Source organism: Macrococcus hajekii, from assembly GCF_004359505.1.
GTDB lineage: Bacteria > Bacillota > Bacilli > Staphylococcales > Staphylococcaceae > Macrococcus > Macrococcus hajekii.
In genome coordinates this window covers 151,664-168,317 of sequence record NZ_SCWE01000003.1, presented here as the reverse complement: position 1 = coordinate 168,317, position 16,654 = coordinate 151,664, and the positions used below count along the sequence as shown (strand labels likewise).

The following is a 16,654-nucleotide window of genomic DNA, read 5'->3' as shown; positions in this document are numbered from 1 at the left end:
GATATAGATGAAGAAGATATTGTTGACAGGTGCATCTGGCTATATCGGTGGTAACTTGCTGAAAAAGATTAAAGAAAATCATAAAATCGTTGCAGCATCCCGCAGTACAAAAAATAAAGAAAATGAAGAGAATGTTGAATGGAAGCAAGTGGACTTATTTGCCATCAAAGATGTTGAGGAAGCGATGGAGGGCGTGGACACTGCTATCTATCTTGTCCACTCAATGCAACCAGCTGCAAAGCTTACACAAGCATCATTTGTAGACATGGATGCTATTCTAGCAGATAACTTTGGACGTGCAGCTAAAAGTAAAGGGGTTAAGCACATTATTTTTATGAGTGGTATTATGCCGCATGAAGATGCACAGGATTTATCAGATCATCTGCGCAGCCGTCTGGAGTGTGAAAAGATATTAGGTTCATATGGGGTGCCAGTATCTACTTTACGTGCCGGGCTTATCATTGGTCCAAAAGGATCGTCATTCCCTGTACTTAAAAAGCTGACAGAACGTCTGCCTGCACTCGTGCTGCCTAAGTGGGCCTACAGTAAGACAGCACCCGTTGCTTTAAAGGATGTAATTGAAGGGCTTGCTAAACTCATTGAACGAAATCCGGAAGAAAATGAATCAATTGATATTTATCATGATGTAACAGATTACAAAGGCATGTTTAAAGAGACAGCAAAGGTGATGAATAAAAAATTGCCGATGGTAGATTTACCTATCATTCCGGTATCTATTACAAAACCGGTTGTCAGTCTGCTGACAGGTGAACCGAAAGAATTAGTTTATCCTTTACTTGATAGTCTGGTCCATGACATGGTTCCATCTAAAGAAAACTATGTTGAAGGTATTACTAATGCACCCACTCCACTTGAAGAGAGTATTAAGATTGCATTAGATGAAGATAAAGACAGTAAAAAGAAAGATAAGAAGAAAGAAACAATCGGAGAAGCACTGAAAAAAAGTGATGTGAAATCTGTGCAACGTATTACGATACCTCAATCATGGTCGATTGATCAGACAGCTAACTACTATATGAACTGGTTGTCACGCATTGGTATGTCATTTATCAATACAGCCATTGAGGGTGATACATTATCAATCAGCTTGCCGATTTTTAAAGACCCTATTCTGATTTTACAAAAAAATAAAGATTATACAGACGAAGATCGTGTTTTATTTATGATAAAAGGGGGTAAATTCTCTAAGAAGGTAAAAGATGGTGAAGAGGGAAGAGCTCGACTTGAATTCAGACGAATCCTCGATACGAATGAATGTATCATTGCCATTCATGAATATGAGCCGACCTTACCTTGGGCAATTTATAAACTTACTCAAGCACGTGTTCATTTAATCGTAATGACACTCTTCGGATATGAGACAAAGATTCTGGAAAAAACTCTGGATTCGACATATTTAATGGATAAAGGGCAGCAGTCAACTACTGTCTAATGTTATCTTTGTAATATAAATGGAAAATAATTGAATGAAAATAGAGGTTTTCAACCACGTCAATCCTTGTTGTTATAGGATTTGTTGTGGTTTTTTTGATTATTACATGGTGAGATGAGCGCTGTAATATTTTGATGTTAAACATATCACTTATGTAACAAATAAATAACAACGCCCTATTCCAGAAAAATAAGTGATAATATAAATTCATCGCAAAGAGCTGATAAACAAATCAGTCCTGATCATACATTAAATAAAAAATAATTCACTTAAGAATTTTCTGGAGGAAAATATATAATGAAAAAAACAGTATTAGCTTTAACAACTTTAGCAGGATTATCAACTTTAGGTGCTAACCATGCAGACGCAGCAGCTCACACAGTAGACGAAGTAAACCAAACACAAGAGCAAGCACCAGCATCTAATCAATCTTATAGCTACACTTATACAATCAACCAAGATGGTTCAAGAACTTACAACTATTCAAATGGTTACAACTATTCAACATCTAACTACTCAGCGCCGGCAGCAAGCTATTCAGCGCCAGTAACTACATCTAATTACTCAACTAACTACTCAGCGCCAGTAACTACATCTAATTACTCAACTAACTACTCAGCACCAGCAGCTACATCTAATTATTCAACTACAAACACAAACTTAGATCGTACGACCGTTGCACCAGTTGCTAAAAAAGCAGTTGCTACAACTTCAGCAGTAAACAACAATGTAGCAGCAGTTGCAAACAGTGTAGCAGCAGGTAAATCATATGTTTATGGTGGAAACTCAGCAACAGCTGTTGACTGTTCTTCATTCGCTCAACAAGTATTAGCATCTATGGGTAAATCAATCCCACGTACTACTTACGCTCAAATGGCAGCAGGTACTCCAGTATCAGCTCCACAACCTGGTGACTTAGTATTCTTCAACGGCGGTTCTCACGTTGGTGTTTATATTGGTAACGGCCAAATGATCGATGCATTAAACCCACAACAAGGTATCGCACAACGTGCAGTATCATACATCAGTGGTTCAGTAACAGGTTACTACCGCTTCTAATTTAAACAAGACAAAACCGGGCATCTTAAGATGTCCGGTTTTTTAGTGCTTTCACAAGTTCTTGTCCTACTTTTTTGGCAGAAGGCGGGTTCTGTCCCGTAATTAACTGTCCATCCACACGTACATGTTCTTTCATTGGGCGTTTAGATTTATATTTTGCGCCTGCTTCTTTTAAGCTATCTTCGGCTAAGAAAGGTACATGTTTTTTTGTACGGTTCAGTTTTTCTTCCATATTACTGAAACCTGTCACCTTTTTCCCTTTAATCAGGCGTTTTCCTGTTTGCGTATCAAGAAGGTTGACGAGTCCAACAACACCATGACAGACACCTGTTACATAGCCGTTTTGCTCATAAATTTTTTCGGCAATCTGCTGAAGCTCGATATTATCTTTGAAATCCCACATTGTTCCGTGACCACCTGTATAATAAATAGCAGCATAATCTTCAGGATTAATATCAGATGGCTTAAGGGTTTCAGCTAGAGCATGACGCTTAAAGTCAGCATCATGATACCACTTGAAATCGATATCATCTGCTGATGTTAAGCTGGCAGGGTCGATAGGTACAAGTCCGCCGGCAGGGCTGACATAATCGGTTTCATAACCCGCTTCTTTAACCACTTCAACAAATTGTGCAGCTTCTCCTAACCACAGGCCTGTTGCGCGGTTGATCGTTTCATATTTTTCTATATTAGTTAAAACAACTAGTATTTTTTTCAACGTTATCACTCCTTACTGGTCTTTACCCGAAAAAGTCGTATTTACACGCATGATATAGTAAAATAATTAAAAGTATGAGGTGAGGAAGATGTGGCATATTCAACGGTTTGAGGAATTAACGACAAAACAATGGTTTGATATTGTGAAATTGCGGATTGATACATTTATCGTTGAACAGCGGTGTGCTTATCCTGAAGTAGATGATGAGGATTTAAGTGCAATTCATATTTTTAAAGGCACCGATGAAATAGAAGCCTATGCGCGGATAATAGAGAGAGAGGATTTATTTATCGGTCGTGTGATTGTTAATCCTAAGTACAGAGGGAAAGGGCTTGCACGAGAACTTATGAAAACATGTATGGAATATATCAATGAACATTATCCGGCACGCGCAGTGAAGTTACAAGGACAGGCGCATCTCGCTGATTTTTACCGATCATTTGGATTTGAAGTGCGTTCTGTTATTTATTTTGAAGATATGATTCCTCATGTCGATATGGAGTTAACCCGTGTATAGCAGCTCTTTTGAACTTTTCGGAGAGACTGTACACATTTGTTCAACTGATAAAGGTGTCTATTCATTAAGTCATGATAAGGTTGAGGGGAGTGTGACCGGAGAACAGGCTGATCTGCAAAATACTCGCTATATTGCGGATATAAAAGCATATGCAGAAGGCAGTCTGTCTTCTTTTGACTGGTCATTTCATCTTGATGGCACACCGTTCCAGCAGGATGTATGGCAAGCACTGCTGACGATTCCATACGGAGAGACGGTGACGTATGGTGATATTGCACGTCAGATCGGTCGACCGAAAGCGGTGCGGGCTGTAGGGGGTGCGATTGGCAGGAATCCTGTACTTATTGCTGTGCCTTGTCATCGGGTTATAGGAAAGAATGGCAGACTGACCGGTTTTTCGAGTGGACTGCATCTCAAAAGAAGACTGCTCGATGTAGAGCATATCCCTTACTTTGATTAAAATCTTAAAATTAAAAGGAGAAACTGATGACATTACCTAATTGCCCTGAGTGTGGCTCAGAATATACTTATGAAGATGGTCTAAACTACGTATGTCCGATGTGTGGGCATGAATGGCCCATACATGCAGAAGAAGAGGAAACAATGGTTATTCGTGATGTGAATGGCAATGAACTGAAGGATGGGGATACAGTATCTGTCGTCAAAGACCTGAAAGTGAAAGGTGCTTCTTCAGTGATCAAACAAGGCACTAAAGTAAAGAATATCAGATTGGTCGATCCTGAAGATGGTCATGACATTGACTGTAAGATAGAAGGATTTGGTCAAATAGGTCTGAAATCATCTGTTGTTAAAAAAATATGAAACGAATCTATAGCCTGGATATACTGAGAGGCTTCAGTTTACTAGGTATCATATTGATGAATATAGTAGGTTTTACACACGATATTTTTCATCTTGATCCTTTTTTTACATTTCAGTATGGCTTGAATCGTGTACTTTATGCTTTCAATATTCTCTTTATCCAGCAGTCTTTCTATCCCATTTTTGCTTTTCTGTTCGGTTATGGTCTGATGATGATGAAGGATAGTGCGGATAAAAGAGGGGACGCCTTTCTTCCTATCATTTATCGGCGTCTGATCGCTCTTTTTGTTTTCGGCATATTGCATGGTATCTTTCTTTTCTCGGGTGATATCCTTCAAACATATGCAGTCGTCATGCTGATAGGCGCGCCCCTCCTATTTGTAGATAAGAAATTCAGTGTAATCGCGAGTATTATATTGTTTGGTTACTACGTTATGAATCATATTGTGCCATTTGTAGTGAATGGTCTGAAGCTACCGCGCTATGATTATGTCATCAATGATGCTGACAGAGCCGCGTATGTCGCGCAGGTCTTTAATAGCGGACACTATGCTGATATCATTGCGCTGAATGCCCAGCATTTTTTTCAGTATTTTTTCGTCACCGATGTTCAAGGACTGCTGTTCAGACTGTCCAGTCTGCTTCCATTGATGCTGATGGGCAGTTATGCGAGAAGAACGGGATGGTTTGAAAGAGTAATAGAAGATAAACGCAATATTAAATGGGCAATAGGATTGATGATATCAGGACTTGCACTAAAATCATTATCGCTTATTTTCTATGGTCGTTATAGCGCTGAAGCAGCAGGTGGCTACATCGGAGGCGTGATGGTGGCGGCGAGCTATATGATTAGTATCATCAAGTTGAGTGAGTCAAGCCGCTTCAGACAGATTACAGGGCCGATGAGTCTGCTCGGCCGGATGAGCTTTACTGTCTATATTTTGCAGAGTGTCATCATGTTCATCATCACTTATAGCTTTAAGCTATATGGTCAACTGAATCTTATTGAGACCTATAGTATAGCGCTTGTGATTTATATGAGTCTTATCGCCTTCTCATGGCGGTATTTCAGTCGCTTTAAGCAAGGACCGCTTGAATATCTGTGGAGAAAAATTACCTATTTAAAGTAGTAGGTGGAAACAGTGGAATATGTTACAATAGTAATGCTGAAAAAGTTAAGGAGGATCATCAATTGAGAGAACAAATTGAAGTTCTGATTCTGGATGGCCAGTTTGAGCGTGTCAGGCAGTTGATGACCGAACATGACTTTATGGAATTTGAAGAAGCGTTTATAGGCGCTGCACAAAATACAGAATCCGTTTTATTCTATACATTCATCGTTGAAGAGATGAAAAAGAACGAGACAGCAGAGCTGCATGACCTTGCATTTCTGCTGCTCGTTTACCCACTGAGTGAGCTGACGGATGCTTTTAAAGCAGCCTATTATCATGCAGAACGTTCAGTTCAACTGACTGAGTCTAAGGAAGTCAAAAGTCTGCTTCAGCTCCTGTTCTTATATACCGTACCAGAGCCAGTGCTTACTGACAGACAGGCCTATCAGGTGGCGAAACAGATTCTTGTTCTGGATCCGCATAATAAAATTGCGCGCGACTTGATGAAGAAAGCTGTCAGAGGTCTGGAAGCGGGTGTCGTTGATATCAATGATCTCAATCGTATGAGAAATGCATAAATCCCCGGATGATGATCATCCGAGGATTTTTTTAATCTTCAAACCACATCTCCACAGGCACGATAACAGGGAACATGCCCCGGTCTTCTGTTATTTTCGTAATAATAGCTGAGGCCTTTGAAAATAAAGGTACTGCATACATTTTTTCGTCACTGAGTAATTCCTGATAAACATCGTCATCTGGATTATCACTTTTTGCAATAATAGTGGATTGAATAACACCGTCAACCTGTGTGCCGAAATGGCCGAACATAAAGTTCAGTGTGAATTCAAATACTTCATTATCTTGAGGGTGCTGCTCAATATCAATGCGATACATTTTCGTTATTTCAGCAGAAGTCTGCTCAAAGTCCCGGACATGAAGTTCTTTTAGGTGCATATGTACAACTTGTTTTTGTAAGTCCAAAATAAATGCTCCTCTCGTGATTGATTACCAGTTCATTATAACCTAATCAGTTATAAAATGTTTGAACGAAGATAAGAAGGGGTATAAAAAGTACCGTGCTTTAAAGGTAGCACACGAACATTTGAGGAGGAGATGAAGTGTCAAAAAATTCAGAAGCAGTTAAAATAGGATCGGCCTATGTCGGTGTTGTCGTAGGGGCAGGTTTCTCTACAGGACAGGAAGTTTTAAAGTTTTTCACGAACTACGGTACATATAGCTATTTAGCTATTATCATTGCCGGACTGATGCTAACTTTCTTTGGACGGCAGATTTCCAAGATTGGGAATGCGCTTGAGTCAGAAAGTCACGTAAGTGCAATTCACTACCTATTTGGTGAAAAATTTGGAAAAGTCATCGACTACGTTTTAATATTTTTTCTTTATGCGTTGTCAGTCGTTATGATAGCAGGAGCAGGTAGTGCAGCGCATGAAAGTTTTGGAATACCAACATGGTTAGGTTCTGTATTGATGATGTTAGCAGTTAGTTTTACACTTTTGATGGACTTCAATAAAATCGTAGGTGCGCTTGGATTAGTGACACCATTTCTGATTATTGTAGTCACTATTATTGCAGTCTATTTCTTCTTTAATGGTACATTATCATTCGGAGAAGTGAATCAGCATATCAATAGAGAAAGACAACCGTCACATCTTTGGTGGTGGGATGGTATCCTGTACGGTGCGCTTGCGTTCTCAACAGCTTTCAGTATGATGCTTGCTATCGGTGGAGATGCGAGTCGTAAAGGTGTTGCGGGTCGTGGTGGATTAATAGGCGGACTGCTGCTGCTTGTCCTTATTCTGATGGTGAACTCAGGTCTTTTATCTGAACTGGATAAAGTCAATGAAGCGGCGATTCCGACAATCCTGCTTGGACGTATGATTCATCCAGCCATTAGTATTGCGCTCAGTATTATTATGTTGCTTGTTATCTACAATACGATTGTGGGTCTGATGTACTCATTCGTTACGCGTTTTACGAAACCTTATTCAAGAAACTATAAACTATTATTATTTGGCTCTATGATTTTAGGCTATGGCTTAAGTTTCGTCGGTTTCGTTCAGCTTGTAGATGTCATCTACCCATTGATGGGCTACGTTGGGCTAGCATTATGTTTAGGTATTACTTTAAAATATTTCCTGCGTAAACGTGCAGGCAAAAAACATATCGCTTAATTTTTAATCAATACAGAGGAATCTTTCCTCTGTATTTTGTTGTTTAAAAGGGTAAATGCTAAAATATAAGGACTAATAACTGGAGGTAGTGAAGATGCGTGTATTATTAACAGGAGTCAGCGGATATATCGGTAAAAATTTATATGAATCTCTTCGGCATGAACATGAACTTGTCGTACTGTCTCAGTACGAGCAGCCGTATGATGATATCATCTGGGCACAAGGGGATATCTTCAATTTGCAGGATGTCAGTACAGTAATGGCAGATATTGATATCGCCATTTATTTTCTTGATCCGACAAAACGTTCATCGAAAACGATGGAGGCAAATTTTAAAGATATGAATGCCCTTGCCGCTGACAACTATGGACGTGCAGCACAGGCAAATGATGTTAATGAAATCATTTATATATCAGGCGCTGTTGAGGATGATGAGACGCTGAATATATTAAGAAGTTATAAGACGCCTGTCAGAACAACTGAAGTAGCCATCAAACGTAAAGGTATGCTTGCACGATTTCAGAGTGCACGAACTGATGATGTAAGGATCATCCGTCGATTTGATATTCCGAAATCATGGACTCTCGAGAAGTTCACTGCGCACTACTTTGAATATTATAAGAATGTATTGCCCGGGCTATCAAATGTAACGATTGAAGATGAAGACTACATACTGCAAGGCATGAATCGTGATCTCATCAAGCTGCATAGACGGACTGCTCTATCTAATAATGACCGCCAAGTCTTTGATATCAGAGGTGGTAAACTGGCTGTCGTTCATCTTGAGCAGCAAGGCCAGCTTGAGTTCAGACGTATGCTCGGTACTGAAGAGATAATGGTCTGCATTCATCAATATGAGCCTTCGCAGTCGTGGCTTTTTTATCAGCTTCTGCAGGCCCCTTTCCATGCATTAACGATGCGGATTTTTGAGGTAGATATGCGTATTGAAAAGTTCAATGAAGAGCAAAAAAGATGAAGTGTGCATAGAAATTGAATGTTATTGATTACAATTTATTAAGAAAATTAATATTTACCTAATGAAATTTACGTAAAATTTACAAAAAAGCTATCACTTCTAATTATTTTGTTTTAAACTAAGTGATGAACTTGTTTATTTCAAGATACTCTAGGAGGCTTTACCATGTTTACTAAGAAAAAAGATAAATTTATCCTTCAGCTTGAAGATATGGCCGAAAACCTGAGACGTGCGTCTATTGTTTTCGGTGATATGTCATTCCATAATGCATTCGACCTGAAGAAATACGCAGATAATATTAAGTCATATGAAAAAAATGGCGATGACTTAATGCAGCAGATGATTTCAGACTTAAACCAGACGTTTATCACACCGATTGAACGTGAAGACATCCTTGCACTCGGCAATGCTATTGATGATGTGCTGGATGAGATGGAAGAAACATCAGCTATGTTTGAGATGTACTCCATTGAGTACTCAGACGATTTTATGGGTGAATTTGTTAAAAATATTCAGGCATGTGCGGAAGAAATTAAACTGGCAGTTGATCTGATCGGCAGTAAGAAGTTCTCTCACATTCGTGTACATTCCATGAATATTAGAGACCATGAAACAACATGTGATAATATTCTTCGTCAGTCCATTAAACATATTTTTTCAGTAGAAACGGATCCTGTTACTATTATGAAGATTAAAGATATCTATCAGTCACTTGAAAGCATTGCAAACAAGTGTCAAGCTGTTTCCAATAATCTTGAATCTATCATTATGAAAAATAGTTAGGGGTTTACATCTATAATGGATAATTTATTGATTATTACGTTCACGGTTGTTGCGTTCGCATTGATATTTGATTTTATTAATGGTTTCCATGATACTGCCAATGCAATTGCAACAGCTGTCTCAACAAAAGCACTTAAACCCCGGCATGCTATATTGATGGCAGCGGCACTCAACTTTCTGGGCGCTCTATGGTCAACAGGTGTCGCTAAAACACTCACAAAAGACATCGTCGACCCGTTCACATTGAAAAATGGCTCCGTTGTGATACTGGCAGCCCTGTTATCAGCTGTTATCTGGAATCTCGTAACATGGTATTACGGCATTCCAAGCTCATCATCACATGCATTAATCGGCTCGATTGCAGGAGCAGCGATAGCTTCAGCAGGTTTTGGTGTCCTGCACTACAGCGGTTTTATTAAAATCATTATGGCACTGATTATTTCTCCGTTACTTGCATTTGGAGTAGGTTATATCATTTATTCCATCTTTAAAGTTGTCTTTAAAAATAGTAATCTAACCCGGACCAATCGTAATTTTAGAGTCTTCCAGATTTTTACCGCAGCACTTCAAGCCTTTTCTCATGGTACGAACGATGCACAAAAAGCGATGGGGATTATTACGATGGCTCTTATCTCGGCTGATCTGCAGTCAGGTACAGATATTCAGCGCTGGGTACAGGTTGCCTGTGCGACTGCTATGGGACTCGGAACAGCGGTCGGTGGCTGGAAGATTATCAAGACAGTCGGCGGTAACATTATGAAGATCCGTCCGACAAATGGTGTAGCAGCTGACCTCAGTTCTGCGCTTATTATTTTCGGTGCTACACATATCCATCTGCCGGTCTCAACGACGCACGTTGTGTCATCATCTATCCTGGGTGTGGGTTCTTCCCATCGTCCAAAAGGTGTAAAATGGACAACTGCGCAGCGTATGGTAGTGACATGGGTGATTACACTGCCTATCTCAGCATTAATTGCAGCTGCTAGCTATTTTATTTTACAGTTATTTTTATAATATTTTAAAAAGGGTAAACTTATAATGAGTTTACCTTTTTTATATGGGAGGAATAAAAAATGAAGCATGTATTGTTCGTCCATAGTGCCAGTGAACAACACCGTGATAGCGGCAGTAATCCGTTGATACGCTATTTAAAAAGTCAGCTGCCGGATATTGAGTGGCATACACCTGATTTTCCGAGAGATAAGGGTCAGGTTTATTCGAACTGGGTACAGGTCCTGAAAGAAGAGCTGGAGCATATTCCTGTCGAAGATGAATTAATGATAATTGGTCACTCATTTGGTGGAACCGTTGTGATGAAATATTTAACTGAACAAAAAGAGAGGCATCATATTTCGAAAGTCATCCTGATTGGTTCACCATTTTTCGGATGTGATGAGAAATTCAGCGATGCCGAAAATATGTTGAGCGAGGATGCTGAAAGTCAGCTGGCAGATGCTATCCTCCTTTATCATATCCATTCAGAAGATGATGACCGAGTAGATATTAGTCACCAGACATGCTGGCGTGAACATTTCAAAAAACTGAATACTATTACGAAACAGGAGGGGCAGCATGAATTTCATCATGGTATTGAGGAATTGCTGCCAATCATTGAAGAGTAAGGAGAGATGACGATGCATATGATAGGGGTCGATATAGGAACAACAAGTACTAAAGCAGTGATTTATGCTGTAGATGGATCTGTTCAAGCGACACATTATGTTGAATACCCTCTTCTCACAGAAGGCGATCGAGCTGAACAGAATCCTGATGAGATATTTGAAGCGGTTGTCAGCTGTATAAGAAATGTAACTGACAGAGTATCCCATGATGTTGCATTCATCAGTTTTTCAAGTGCTATGCACAGTCTGATATTGATGGATGAACACCACGCGCGACTGACGAATAGTATCACCTGGGCAGATAATCGTAGCCAGGCCTATGCTAAACAGCTTAATAGCAGTGAAGAAGGGCACGATATATATCAACGGACAGGTACACCGATACATCCTATGAGCCCGTTAACTAAAATCATGTGGTTTAGAAATGAAGAATCTGATTTATTCAACCGCACAGCTAAGTTCATCGGTATTAAAGAATATATTTTCTATCAGTTCTTTGAGCGTTATATTGTAGACTATTCTATTGCCTCAGCGACAGGTCTTTTCAATATTCATGAAATGCAATTCGATGAAATGATATTGAATAAACTAGGAATGGAAAGGCAGCAGTTATCTGAGGTGACAGATACGACAACAGTGCTCAAAGGTATAAAACCTGAAATAGCAGATAAGCTGGGAATAAGTACGGATACGCCAGTCGTTATAGGCGCCTCAGATGGAGTGCTCAGTAATTTGGGTGTAGATGCTTATAAACCGGGAGAAGTCGCTGTCACTATCGGTACAAGTGGCGCTATAAGAACAGTAGTGGATCAACCGCGTCTTGACCGAGAGGGCAGACTTTTCTGCTATGCACTGACACGCGATAAGTGGGTGATTGGTGGACCTGTGAATAATGGTGGTGTTGTACTGCGCTGGATTCGTGATGAGTTTGCTGCCAGTGAAATAGAAACAGCTAAACGTTTAGGACTAGATAGTTATGATGTCCTGATGCGCATTGCAGAACTTGTTCCACCTGCAAGTGATGGTCTGATCTTCCACCCGTATCTAACAGGCGAACGTGCGCCATTGTGGAATGCTGATGTCAGGGGTTCTTATATCGGACTGACACTATCCCATAAAAAAGAACATATGATTCGGGCAGCGCTGGAGGGCGTTCTCTATAATTTATATTCTGTCTTTATTGCTCTGAATGTGTTGATGGATGAACCTGTTACAGAACTTAAAGCAACAGGTGGATTCTCGCGCAGTGCGTTATGGCGTCAAATGATGGCAGATATATTTGATGAGAACCTGATCGTGCCGGAGAGTTACGAAAGCTCCTGTCTTGGTGCCGTGGTCCTAGGGCAATATGCTTTAGATCTTCAACCTGATTTTACTCACGTGACTGAATGGATAGGAACTGCGCATGAGCATTCACCTCAATCTAAGAATGTAGCTATTTACCGGGAAATTTTACCGCTTTATTTTGATATTGCACAGTCATTAACTGAACAGTATACAAGAATTGCAAATTTTCAGCGCAGAGTGAATTGATTGAGAAAAAATGTTAAATCGTGTAGTATCAATAGCACAATATCATTAATTTAAAAGAGGTTATGCCAATGAATTATCAGTCTTCAGTCTCACGGTCAAGCAACATCCGTCAGGCATGGTTATATTTTATGTATTACTGGATTGTTTTTGCAGTTGGGACATTTGCGGGACAGTTTATCCCGGCAACTTTAAGAATGCCTATTTCTATACTGATTATAGCGATTGTTTTGATATCTCTGTTCGTTAAGGCTTCACGTAAGTTCAGTGCTTTAATTGCCAATATACTGGCGTTTTTAATTGGAGTCGTCAGTTATGCATCATTTATGTATTATTTGAATGATCTAGGTACAGTGGCGTTCTATCAGAATGTCGGACTTGCGATAGCTGCATTCTTTGCTTTTGGTTTCCTAGGCTATTTTGTGATAGGAGATGCTTCAAGTTTAGGACGTTTACTGTTTCCTGCTTTAGTCGCTCTTATTTTTGCCAGTATTCTCGGGATATTTATTCAGATTCCAATGTTCCATTTAGTGATTACGATTGCTGGACTTGCTATATTCCTGCTGTATACCATCTTCGACTTTAACAGAATGAAACGGGGTAACTTTTCACCCCGTGAGATGGGCTTTAATTTATTTATCAATCTTCTGAATATCATCATGGATGTGCTCAGACTGGCAAGTATTTTGAGAGATTAAGAGTGATGTCATGTCACTCTTTTTTTATTTGAAATAGTGTATAATATAGTTATCTTAATTCGAAAGAGAGATGTCATTATGGGTCGTAAATGGAATAATATTAAAGATAAAAAGGCAGCAAAAGATAAAAACACGAGCCGGATCTATGCGAAATTCGGTCGTGAGATATATGTAGCTGCGAAGTCTGGAGAACCGGACCCAGAATCCAACCAGAATCTGAAGTTCACCCTTGAACGTGCGAAGACATACTCAGTACCGAAACACATCATTGACCGGGCGATTGAGAAAGCAAAGGGTGGCGGCGAGGAGAACTACGACGAGCTGCGCTACGAAGGCTTCGGGCCGGCGGGTTCAATGCTGATTGTGGATGCACTGACGAATAATGTGAATCGTACAGCAAGTGATGTGCGCGCCGCTTTTGGTAAAAATGGTGGAAATATGGGTGTATCAGGCTCTGTTGCCTATATGTTCGATAGTACAGCAGTCTTCGGTTTTGAGGGTAAATCTGCTGATGAAACATTAGAGTTACTGATGGAAGAAGATATTGATGTACGTGACGTTATGGAAGAAGAAGGTCAGACTATCGTTTATGCAGAACCTGATCAGTTTGCAGCGGTGCAACATGCACTTAACAATGCAGGCATCGAAGAATTTACTATTGCAGAACTGACGATGCTGGCACAAAATGAACTTGAATTATTTGAGGATGATTTAGCGACTTTTGAAAAATTAGTCGATGCCATTGAAGACTTAGAAGACGTGCAGAACGTCTATCACAATGTGGAACTATAAGCCGAGAATATCTCGGCTTTTTTATTAGGAGGCTATATGGATAAAAACGAATTAAAGCAGCAGCTGATTGATAAGCTGGAAATGATTCCACATCCAGAAGGAGGATATTATCATGAAACTTATCTTGCTGATATGACAACGGTAAGCGGAAAAGCACTGTTTTCAAGTATTTATTTTCTGCTTGAGACAGGAAATATTTCTCACTTTCATCAGATTAAATCAGATGAACTGTGGTACTTTCACAGCGGTGACGCACTGACTATTCATATGATTGATGCAGATGGACACTATACGGCAGTAAAACTCGGGCTGGATGTAGCAAATGGAGAGGTGCCGCAGTACTTGGTGCCGAAAGAGACGATATTTGCTTCATCAGTAGAAGGCGAGAGTGAGTGGAGTCTGGTCGGTTGTATGGTATCACCTGCATTTTCATTTGATGAATTTAAGTTATTCAGTCAGGATGAATTGATCAACCAGTATCCAGAACATGAGACTATTATCAGAAAATATGCCTTATCTAAAACTGACGTTCCTAGCTAGGGACGTTTTTTTCGCAATTTAGTAAGTGTTTCTTTACAATTAAATTGAAGGAGATGAGAAATGAACATGCAGAAAGTAGTACCTTTTATGATGTTTAATGGTAGAGCAGAAGAAGCGGTTGATTTTTATACAACTATTTTCAACAATAGTGAGATTGCGACAATGAATCGTTATGGGACAGAAGGACCAGGCGCAGAAGGAACGATTAATCACAGTATCTTTACACTGAATGGCCAGCAGTTTATGGCCATTGACAATGCAAACGGGACAGATGTACCTTTCACACCTGCATTATCATTTGTTGTTAACTGTGATAGTGAAGAAGAAATCAGACATCTCTATAATCGTTTATCAACCAATGGAGAAGTCCTGATGAAACTAGCACCGATGCCTCCTGTTGCACGACAATTTGCCTGGGTTGTTGACCGTTTTGGATTAAGCTGGCAACTGAATTTAGCAGCATGATCAGACCATTTCAAAGCGGGGATATAGCAGCCATTCAAAAGATGAATCGTGCAGAAGGATGGGATAATCTAGTCGCAAGACATGAGCAGACTTTAAAGAGCTGGCGGAATAGCGTGTCTTATGTCTTTGAGGAAGCCGGAGAAGTCATCGGCTGTGTCCGGGCTTTAACGGATGGGTACGTCACTCTTTATGTGTGCGAACTGATTATTAGACAGGACAAACGGAACCATGGATATGCAAGAGCGCTATTAGACTACCTGCACAAGCAATATCCTACCACTCGCATGGAACTTCTCGCGACGAGTCAGTCAAAAGATTATTATGTACCTAGATTCAGGCCTTTTCATGGTTTTAGACGAACTTATCATGAAGATTTGAGGAGTGAGTAGATGGATTTACGTCTGACAGAAAAAGTAGCAGTGATAACGGGTTCAAGTAAAGGAATTGGTAAAGAAACAGCAACCGTTCTGACTGAGGAAGGCGCAAAAGTCGTTCTTGTGGCGCGCCATGAGGATGGTCTTAAACAAGCAGTTGCTGATATTAAAGAAAAGACTGGCAAGACGCTGGATTACGTCGTTGCCGATGTCACATCAGATAGTGATGCGAAAAAGGTCATCGATTATGTGAAGGACCAATATGGCCAGCTTGATATTCTGATTAATAATGCAGGTTCAGCGTTTGCTGAGAATTTTGATCAAGTGGGTCTTGACGACTGGCAGAACGACCTGAACCTTAAACTATTCGGCTGGTTACGAATGATTCATGCAGCACTTCCGGAATTGAAAAAACAAGGGGGCGCTATTTTAAACCTGGCAGCGGTGGCTGGTAAAACTCCACCTGCGCAGTCATCGCCAACATCAGTGTCACGTGCAGCTGGATTAGCACTCACCAAAACACTCAGTAAAGATTTAGCTCAGTATAATATTCGAGTGAATGCAGTCTGTATCGGACTGATTCGCAGTGGACAGATTGAAAAGCGCTGGCAGCAGGATGCACCTGACAAGACATGGGAGGAATATGCCAGTGATCCGAAGTTCAATATTCCCCTTGGTCGCATCGGTGACACAAGAGAAGCGGCTGATGTCATTGCATTCCTCGTATCGGATGCCGCAAGTTATGTATCAGGTACAGCAGTCAATATCGATGGAGGCAGTGGGGCCGCATTATAATATGTTTTAAGGCTTATTCTCAGAAATGAGGATAAGTCTTTTTTTATGGACTGAAAACTATGGAGATGAGTGGCGTGATTTGCGCCACTCGCGGGAGGAAAGTGAGATGAGTGGCGTGATTTGCGCCACTCGCGGGAGGAAAGTGAGATGAGTAGCGTGATTCATACCGTATATAAAAAAATTCCAGGATATTCAAATCATCT

The 16,654-nt window shown here is 40.2% G+C and carries 21 protein-coding genes; 19 read left to right on the top strand and 2 right to left on the bottom strand.

Annotated features, from left to right (window positions below):
* Window positions 1-7: 7 nt before the first annotated feature.
* Window positions 8-1,453: an NAD(P)H-binding protein gene (locus tag ERX37_RS08840; RefSeq protein ID WP_133430310.1), complete on the top strand. Its 1,446-nt coding sequence runs from the start codon at window positions 8-10 to the stop codon at window positions 1,451-1,453.
* Window positions 1,454-1,750: 297 nt separating this feature from the next.
* Window positions 1,751-2,512 carry a C40 family peptidase gene (locus tag ERX37_RS08835; RefSeq protein WP_133430309.1) on the top strand — a complete coding sequence of 254 codons (762 nt, stop codon included), beginning with the start codon at window positions 1,751-1,753 and terminating at the stop codon, window positions 2,510-2,512.
* 25 nt (window positions 2,513-2,537) lie between these two features.
* On the opposite strand, the gene ERX37_RS08830 is transcribed toward ERX37_RS08835, so the two are convergent.
* Window positions 2,538-3,236: a type 1 glutamine amidotransferase domain-containing protein gene (locus ERX37_RS08830; protein ID WP_208001687.1), complete on the bottom strand. Its 699-nt coding sequence runs from the start codon at window positions 3,234-3,236 to the stop codon at window positions 2,538-2,540.
* An 82-nt stretch (window positions 3,237-3,318) separates the two neighbouring features.
* On the opposite strand from ERX37_RS08830, the gene ERX37_RS08825 reads away from it, so the two are divergent.
* The 5 genes from ERX37_RS08825 to ERX37_RS08805 all read left to right on the top strand — a co-directional run bounded on the left by ERX37_RS08825 (window position 3,319) and on the right by ERX37_RS08805 (window position 6,259).
* A complete protein-coding gene (locus tag ERX37_RS08825; RefSeq protein ID WP_133430307.1) occupies window positions 3,319-3,747 on the top strand; it encodes a GNAT family N-acetyltransferase in 429 nt (142 codons plus the stop codon).
* The gene (locus ERX37_RS11715; protein WP_133430306.1) at window positions 3,740-4,207 is read left to right on the top strand and encodes a methylated-DNA--[protein]-cysteine S-methyltransferase; all 468 of its coding nucleotides are present in this window, start codon (window positions 3,740-3,742) and stop codon (window positions 4,205-4,207) included. Before ERX37_RS08825 ends, ERX37_RS11715 begins: the two co-directional genes overlap by 8 nt.
* A 26-nt stretch (window positions 4,208-4,233) precedes the next feature.
* Complete coding sequence (locus ERX37_RS08815; protein ID WP_133430305.1) at window positions 4,234-4,569, top strand: zinc ribbon domain-containing protein YjdM; 336 nt, start codon at window positions 4,234-4,236, stop codon at window positions 4,567-4,569.
* Window positions 4,566-5,699, top strand: coding sequence for a DUF418 domain-containing protein (locus ERX37_RS08810; protein ID WP_133430304.1), 1,134 nt, complete (start codon window positions 4,566-4,568; stop codon window positions 5,697-5,699). Before ERX37_RS08815 ends, ERX37_RS08810 begins: the two co-directional genes overlap by 4 nt.
* A gap of 62 nt (window positions 5,700-5,761) precedes the next feature.
* Window positions 5,762-6,259 carry a hypothetical protein gene (locus ERX37_RS08805; protein ID WP_133430303.1) on the top strand — a complete coding sequence of 166 codons (498 nt, stop codon included), beginning with the start codon at window positions 5,762-5,764 and terminating at the stop codon, window positions 6,257-6,259.
* Between the two features lie 31 nt (window positions 6,260-6,290).
* Here ERX37_RS08805 and ERX37_RS08800 read toward each other — a convergent pair whose 3' ends face one another.
* Window positions 6,291-6,665 (bottom strand): hypothetical protein, encoded by a 375-nt coding sequence (locus tag ERX37_RS08800; protein WP_133430302.1) that lies wholly within the window; start codon window positions 6,663-6,665, stop codon window positions 6,291-6,293.
* 137 nt (window positions 6,666-6,802) lie between these two features.
* Here ERX37_RS08800 and ERX37_RS08795 point away from each other — a divergent pair, with 137 nt between their 5' ends.
* From ERX37_RS08795 to ERX37_RS08740, 12 genes are all read left to right on the top strand, one after another.
* Window positions 6,803-7,876 carry a YkvI family membrane protein gene (locus tag ERX37_RS08795; RefSeq protein ID WP_133430301.1) on the top strand — a complete coding sequence of 358 codons (1,074 nt, stop codon included), beginning with the start codon at window positions 6,803-6,805 and terminating at the stop codon, window positions 7,874-7,876.
* 94 nt (window positions 7,877-7,970) lie between these two features.
* Window positions 7,971-8,852, top strand: coding sequence for an NAD-dependent epimerase/dehydratase family protein (locus ERX37_RS08790; RefSeq protein WP_133430300.1), 882 nt, complete (start codon window positions 7,971-7,973; stop codon window positions 8,850-8,852).
* Window positions 8,853-9,017: 165 nt separating this feature from the next.
* Window positions 9,018-9,635 (top strand): DUF47 domain-containing protein, encoded by a 618-nt coding sequence (locus ERX37_RS08785; protein ID WP_133430299.1) that lies wholly within the window; start codon window positions 9,018-9,020, stop codon window positions 9,633-9,635.
* A gap of 15 nt (window positions 9,636-9,650) precedes the next feature.
* Entirely contained in the window at window positions 9,651-10,649 is a 999-nt protein-coding gene (locus ERX37_RS08780) for an inorganic phosphate transporter (protein ID WP_133430298.1), read from the top strand.
* 59 nt (window positions 10,650-10,708) lie between these two features.
* A complete protein-coding gene (locus ERX37_RS08775; protein WP_133430297.1) occupies window positions 10,709-11,257 on the top strand; it encodes an alpha/beta hydrolase in 549 nt (182 codons plus the stop codon).
* 12 nt (window positions 11,258-11,269) lie between these two features.
* Window positions 11,270-12,790, top strand: coding sequence for a gluconokinase (gene gntK, locus ERX37_RS08770; RefSeq protein ID WP_133430296.1), 1,521 nt, complete (start codon window positions 11,270-11,272; stop codon window positions 12,788-12,790).
* 68 nt (window positions 12,791-12,858) lie between these two features.
* Window positions 12,859-13,485 carry a Bax inhibitor-1/YccA family protein gene (locus ERX37_RS08765; protein ID WP_229713108.1) on the top strand — a complete coding sequence of 209 codons (627 nt, stop codon included), beginning with the start codon at window positions 12,859-12,861 and terminating at the stop codon, window positions 13,483-13,485.
* Window positions 13,486-13,563: 78 nt separating this feature from the next.
* Window positions 13,564-14,277 carry a YebC/PmpR family DNA-binding transcriptional regulator gene (locus tag ERX37_RS08760; RefSeq protein ID WP_133430294.1) on the top strand — a complete coding sequence of 238 codons (714 nt, stop codon included), beginning with the start codon at window positions 13,564-13,566 and terminating at the stop codon, window positions 14,275-14,277.
* A 36-nt stretch (window positions 14,278-14,313) separates the two neighbouring features.
* Complete coding sequence (locus ERX37_RS08755) at window positions 14,314-14,817, top strand: cupin domain-containing protein (protein WP_133430293.1); 504 nt, start codon at window positions 14,314-14,316, stop codon at window positions 14,815-14,817.
* Window positions 14,818-14,877: 60 nt separating this feature from the next.
* Entirely contained in the window at window positions 14,878-15,282 is a 405-nt protein-coding gene (locus ERX37_RS08750; RefSeq protein WP_133430292.1) for a VOC family protein, read from the top strand.
* A complete protein-coding gene (locus tag ERX37_RS08745) occupies window positions 15,279-15,671 on the top strand; it encodes a GNAT family N-acetyltransferase (protein WP_133430291.1) in 393 nt (130 codons plus the stop codon). Before ERX37_RS08750 ends, ERX37_RS08745 begins: the two co-directional genes overlap by 4 nt.
* A complete protein-coding gene (locus ERX37_RS08740) occupies window positions 15,672-16,451 on the top strand; it encodes an SDR family NAD(P)-dependent oxidoreductase (protein ID WP_133430290.1) in 780 nt (259 codons plus the stop codon).
* Window positions 16,452-16,654 lie beyond the last annotated feature (203 nt).

Bases quoted from the DNA above. Each gene is read 5' to 3' on its own strand.
- ERX37_RS08840 (WP_133430310.1), top strand. From the start codon at position 8: ATGAAGAAGATATTGTTGACAGGTGCATCTGGCTATATCGGTGGTAAC.
- ERX37_RS08835 (WP_133430309.1), top strand. From the start codon at position 1,751: ATGAAAAAAACAGTATTAGCTTTAACAACTTTAGCAGGATTATCAACT.
- ERX37_RS08825 (WP_133430307.1), top strand. From the start codon at position 3,319: ATGTGGCATATTCAACGGTTTGAGGAATTAACGACAAAACAATGGTTT.
- ERX37_RS08815 (WP_133430305.1), top strand. From the start codon at position 4,234: ATGACATTACCTAATTGCCCTGAGTGTGGCTCAGAATATACTTATGAA.
- ERX37_RS08810 (WP_133430304.1), top strand. From the start codon at position 4,566: ATGAAACGAATCTATAGCCTGGATATACTGAGAGGCTTCAGTTTACTA.
- ERX37_RS08790 (WP_133430300.1), top strand. From the start codon at position 7,971: ATGCGTGTATTATTAACAGGAGTCAGCGGATATATCGGTAAAAATTTA.
- ERX37_RS08785 (WP_133430299.1), top strand. From the start codon at position 9,018: ATGTTTACTAAGAAAAAAGATAAATTTATCCTTCAGCTTGAAGATATG.
- ERX37_RS08780 (WP_133430298.1), top strand. From the start codon at position 9,651: ATGGATAATTTATTGATTATTACGTTCACGGTTGTTGCGTTCGCATTG.
- ERX37_RS08775 (WP_133430297.1), top strand. From the start codon at position 10,709: ATGAAGCATGTATTGTTCGTCCATAGTGCCAGTGAACAACACCGTGAT.
- gntK (WP_133430296.1), top strand. From the start codon at position 11,270: ATGCATATGATAGGGGTCGATATAGGAACAACAAGTACTAAAGCAGTG.
- ERX37_RS08765 (WP_229713108.1), top strand. From the start codon at position 12,859: ATGAATTATCAGTCTTCAGTCTCACGGTCAAGCAACATCCGTCAGGCA.
- ERX37_RS08760 (WP_133430294.1), top strand. From the start codon at position 13,564: ATGGGTCGTAAATGGAATAATATTAAAGATAAAAAGGCAGCAAAAGAT.
- ERX37_RS08755 (WP_133430293.1), top strand. From the start codon at position 14,314: ATGGATAAAAACGAATTAAAGCAGCAGCTGATTGATAAGCTGGAAATG.
- ERX37_RS08750 (WP_133430292.1), top strand. From the start codon at position 14,878: ATGAACATGCAGAAAGTAGTACCTTTTATGATGTTTAATGGTAGAGCA.
- ERX37_RS08745 (WP_133430291.1), top strand. From the start codon at position 15,279: ATGATCAGACCATTTCAAAGCGGGGATATAGCAGCCATTCAAAAGATG.
- ERX37_RS08740 (WP_133430290.1), top strand. From the start codon at position 15,672: ATGGATTTACGTCTGACAGAAAAAGTAGCAGTGATAACGGGTTCAAGT.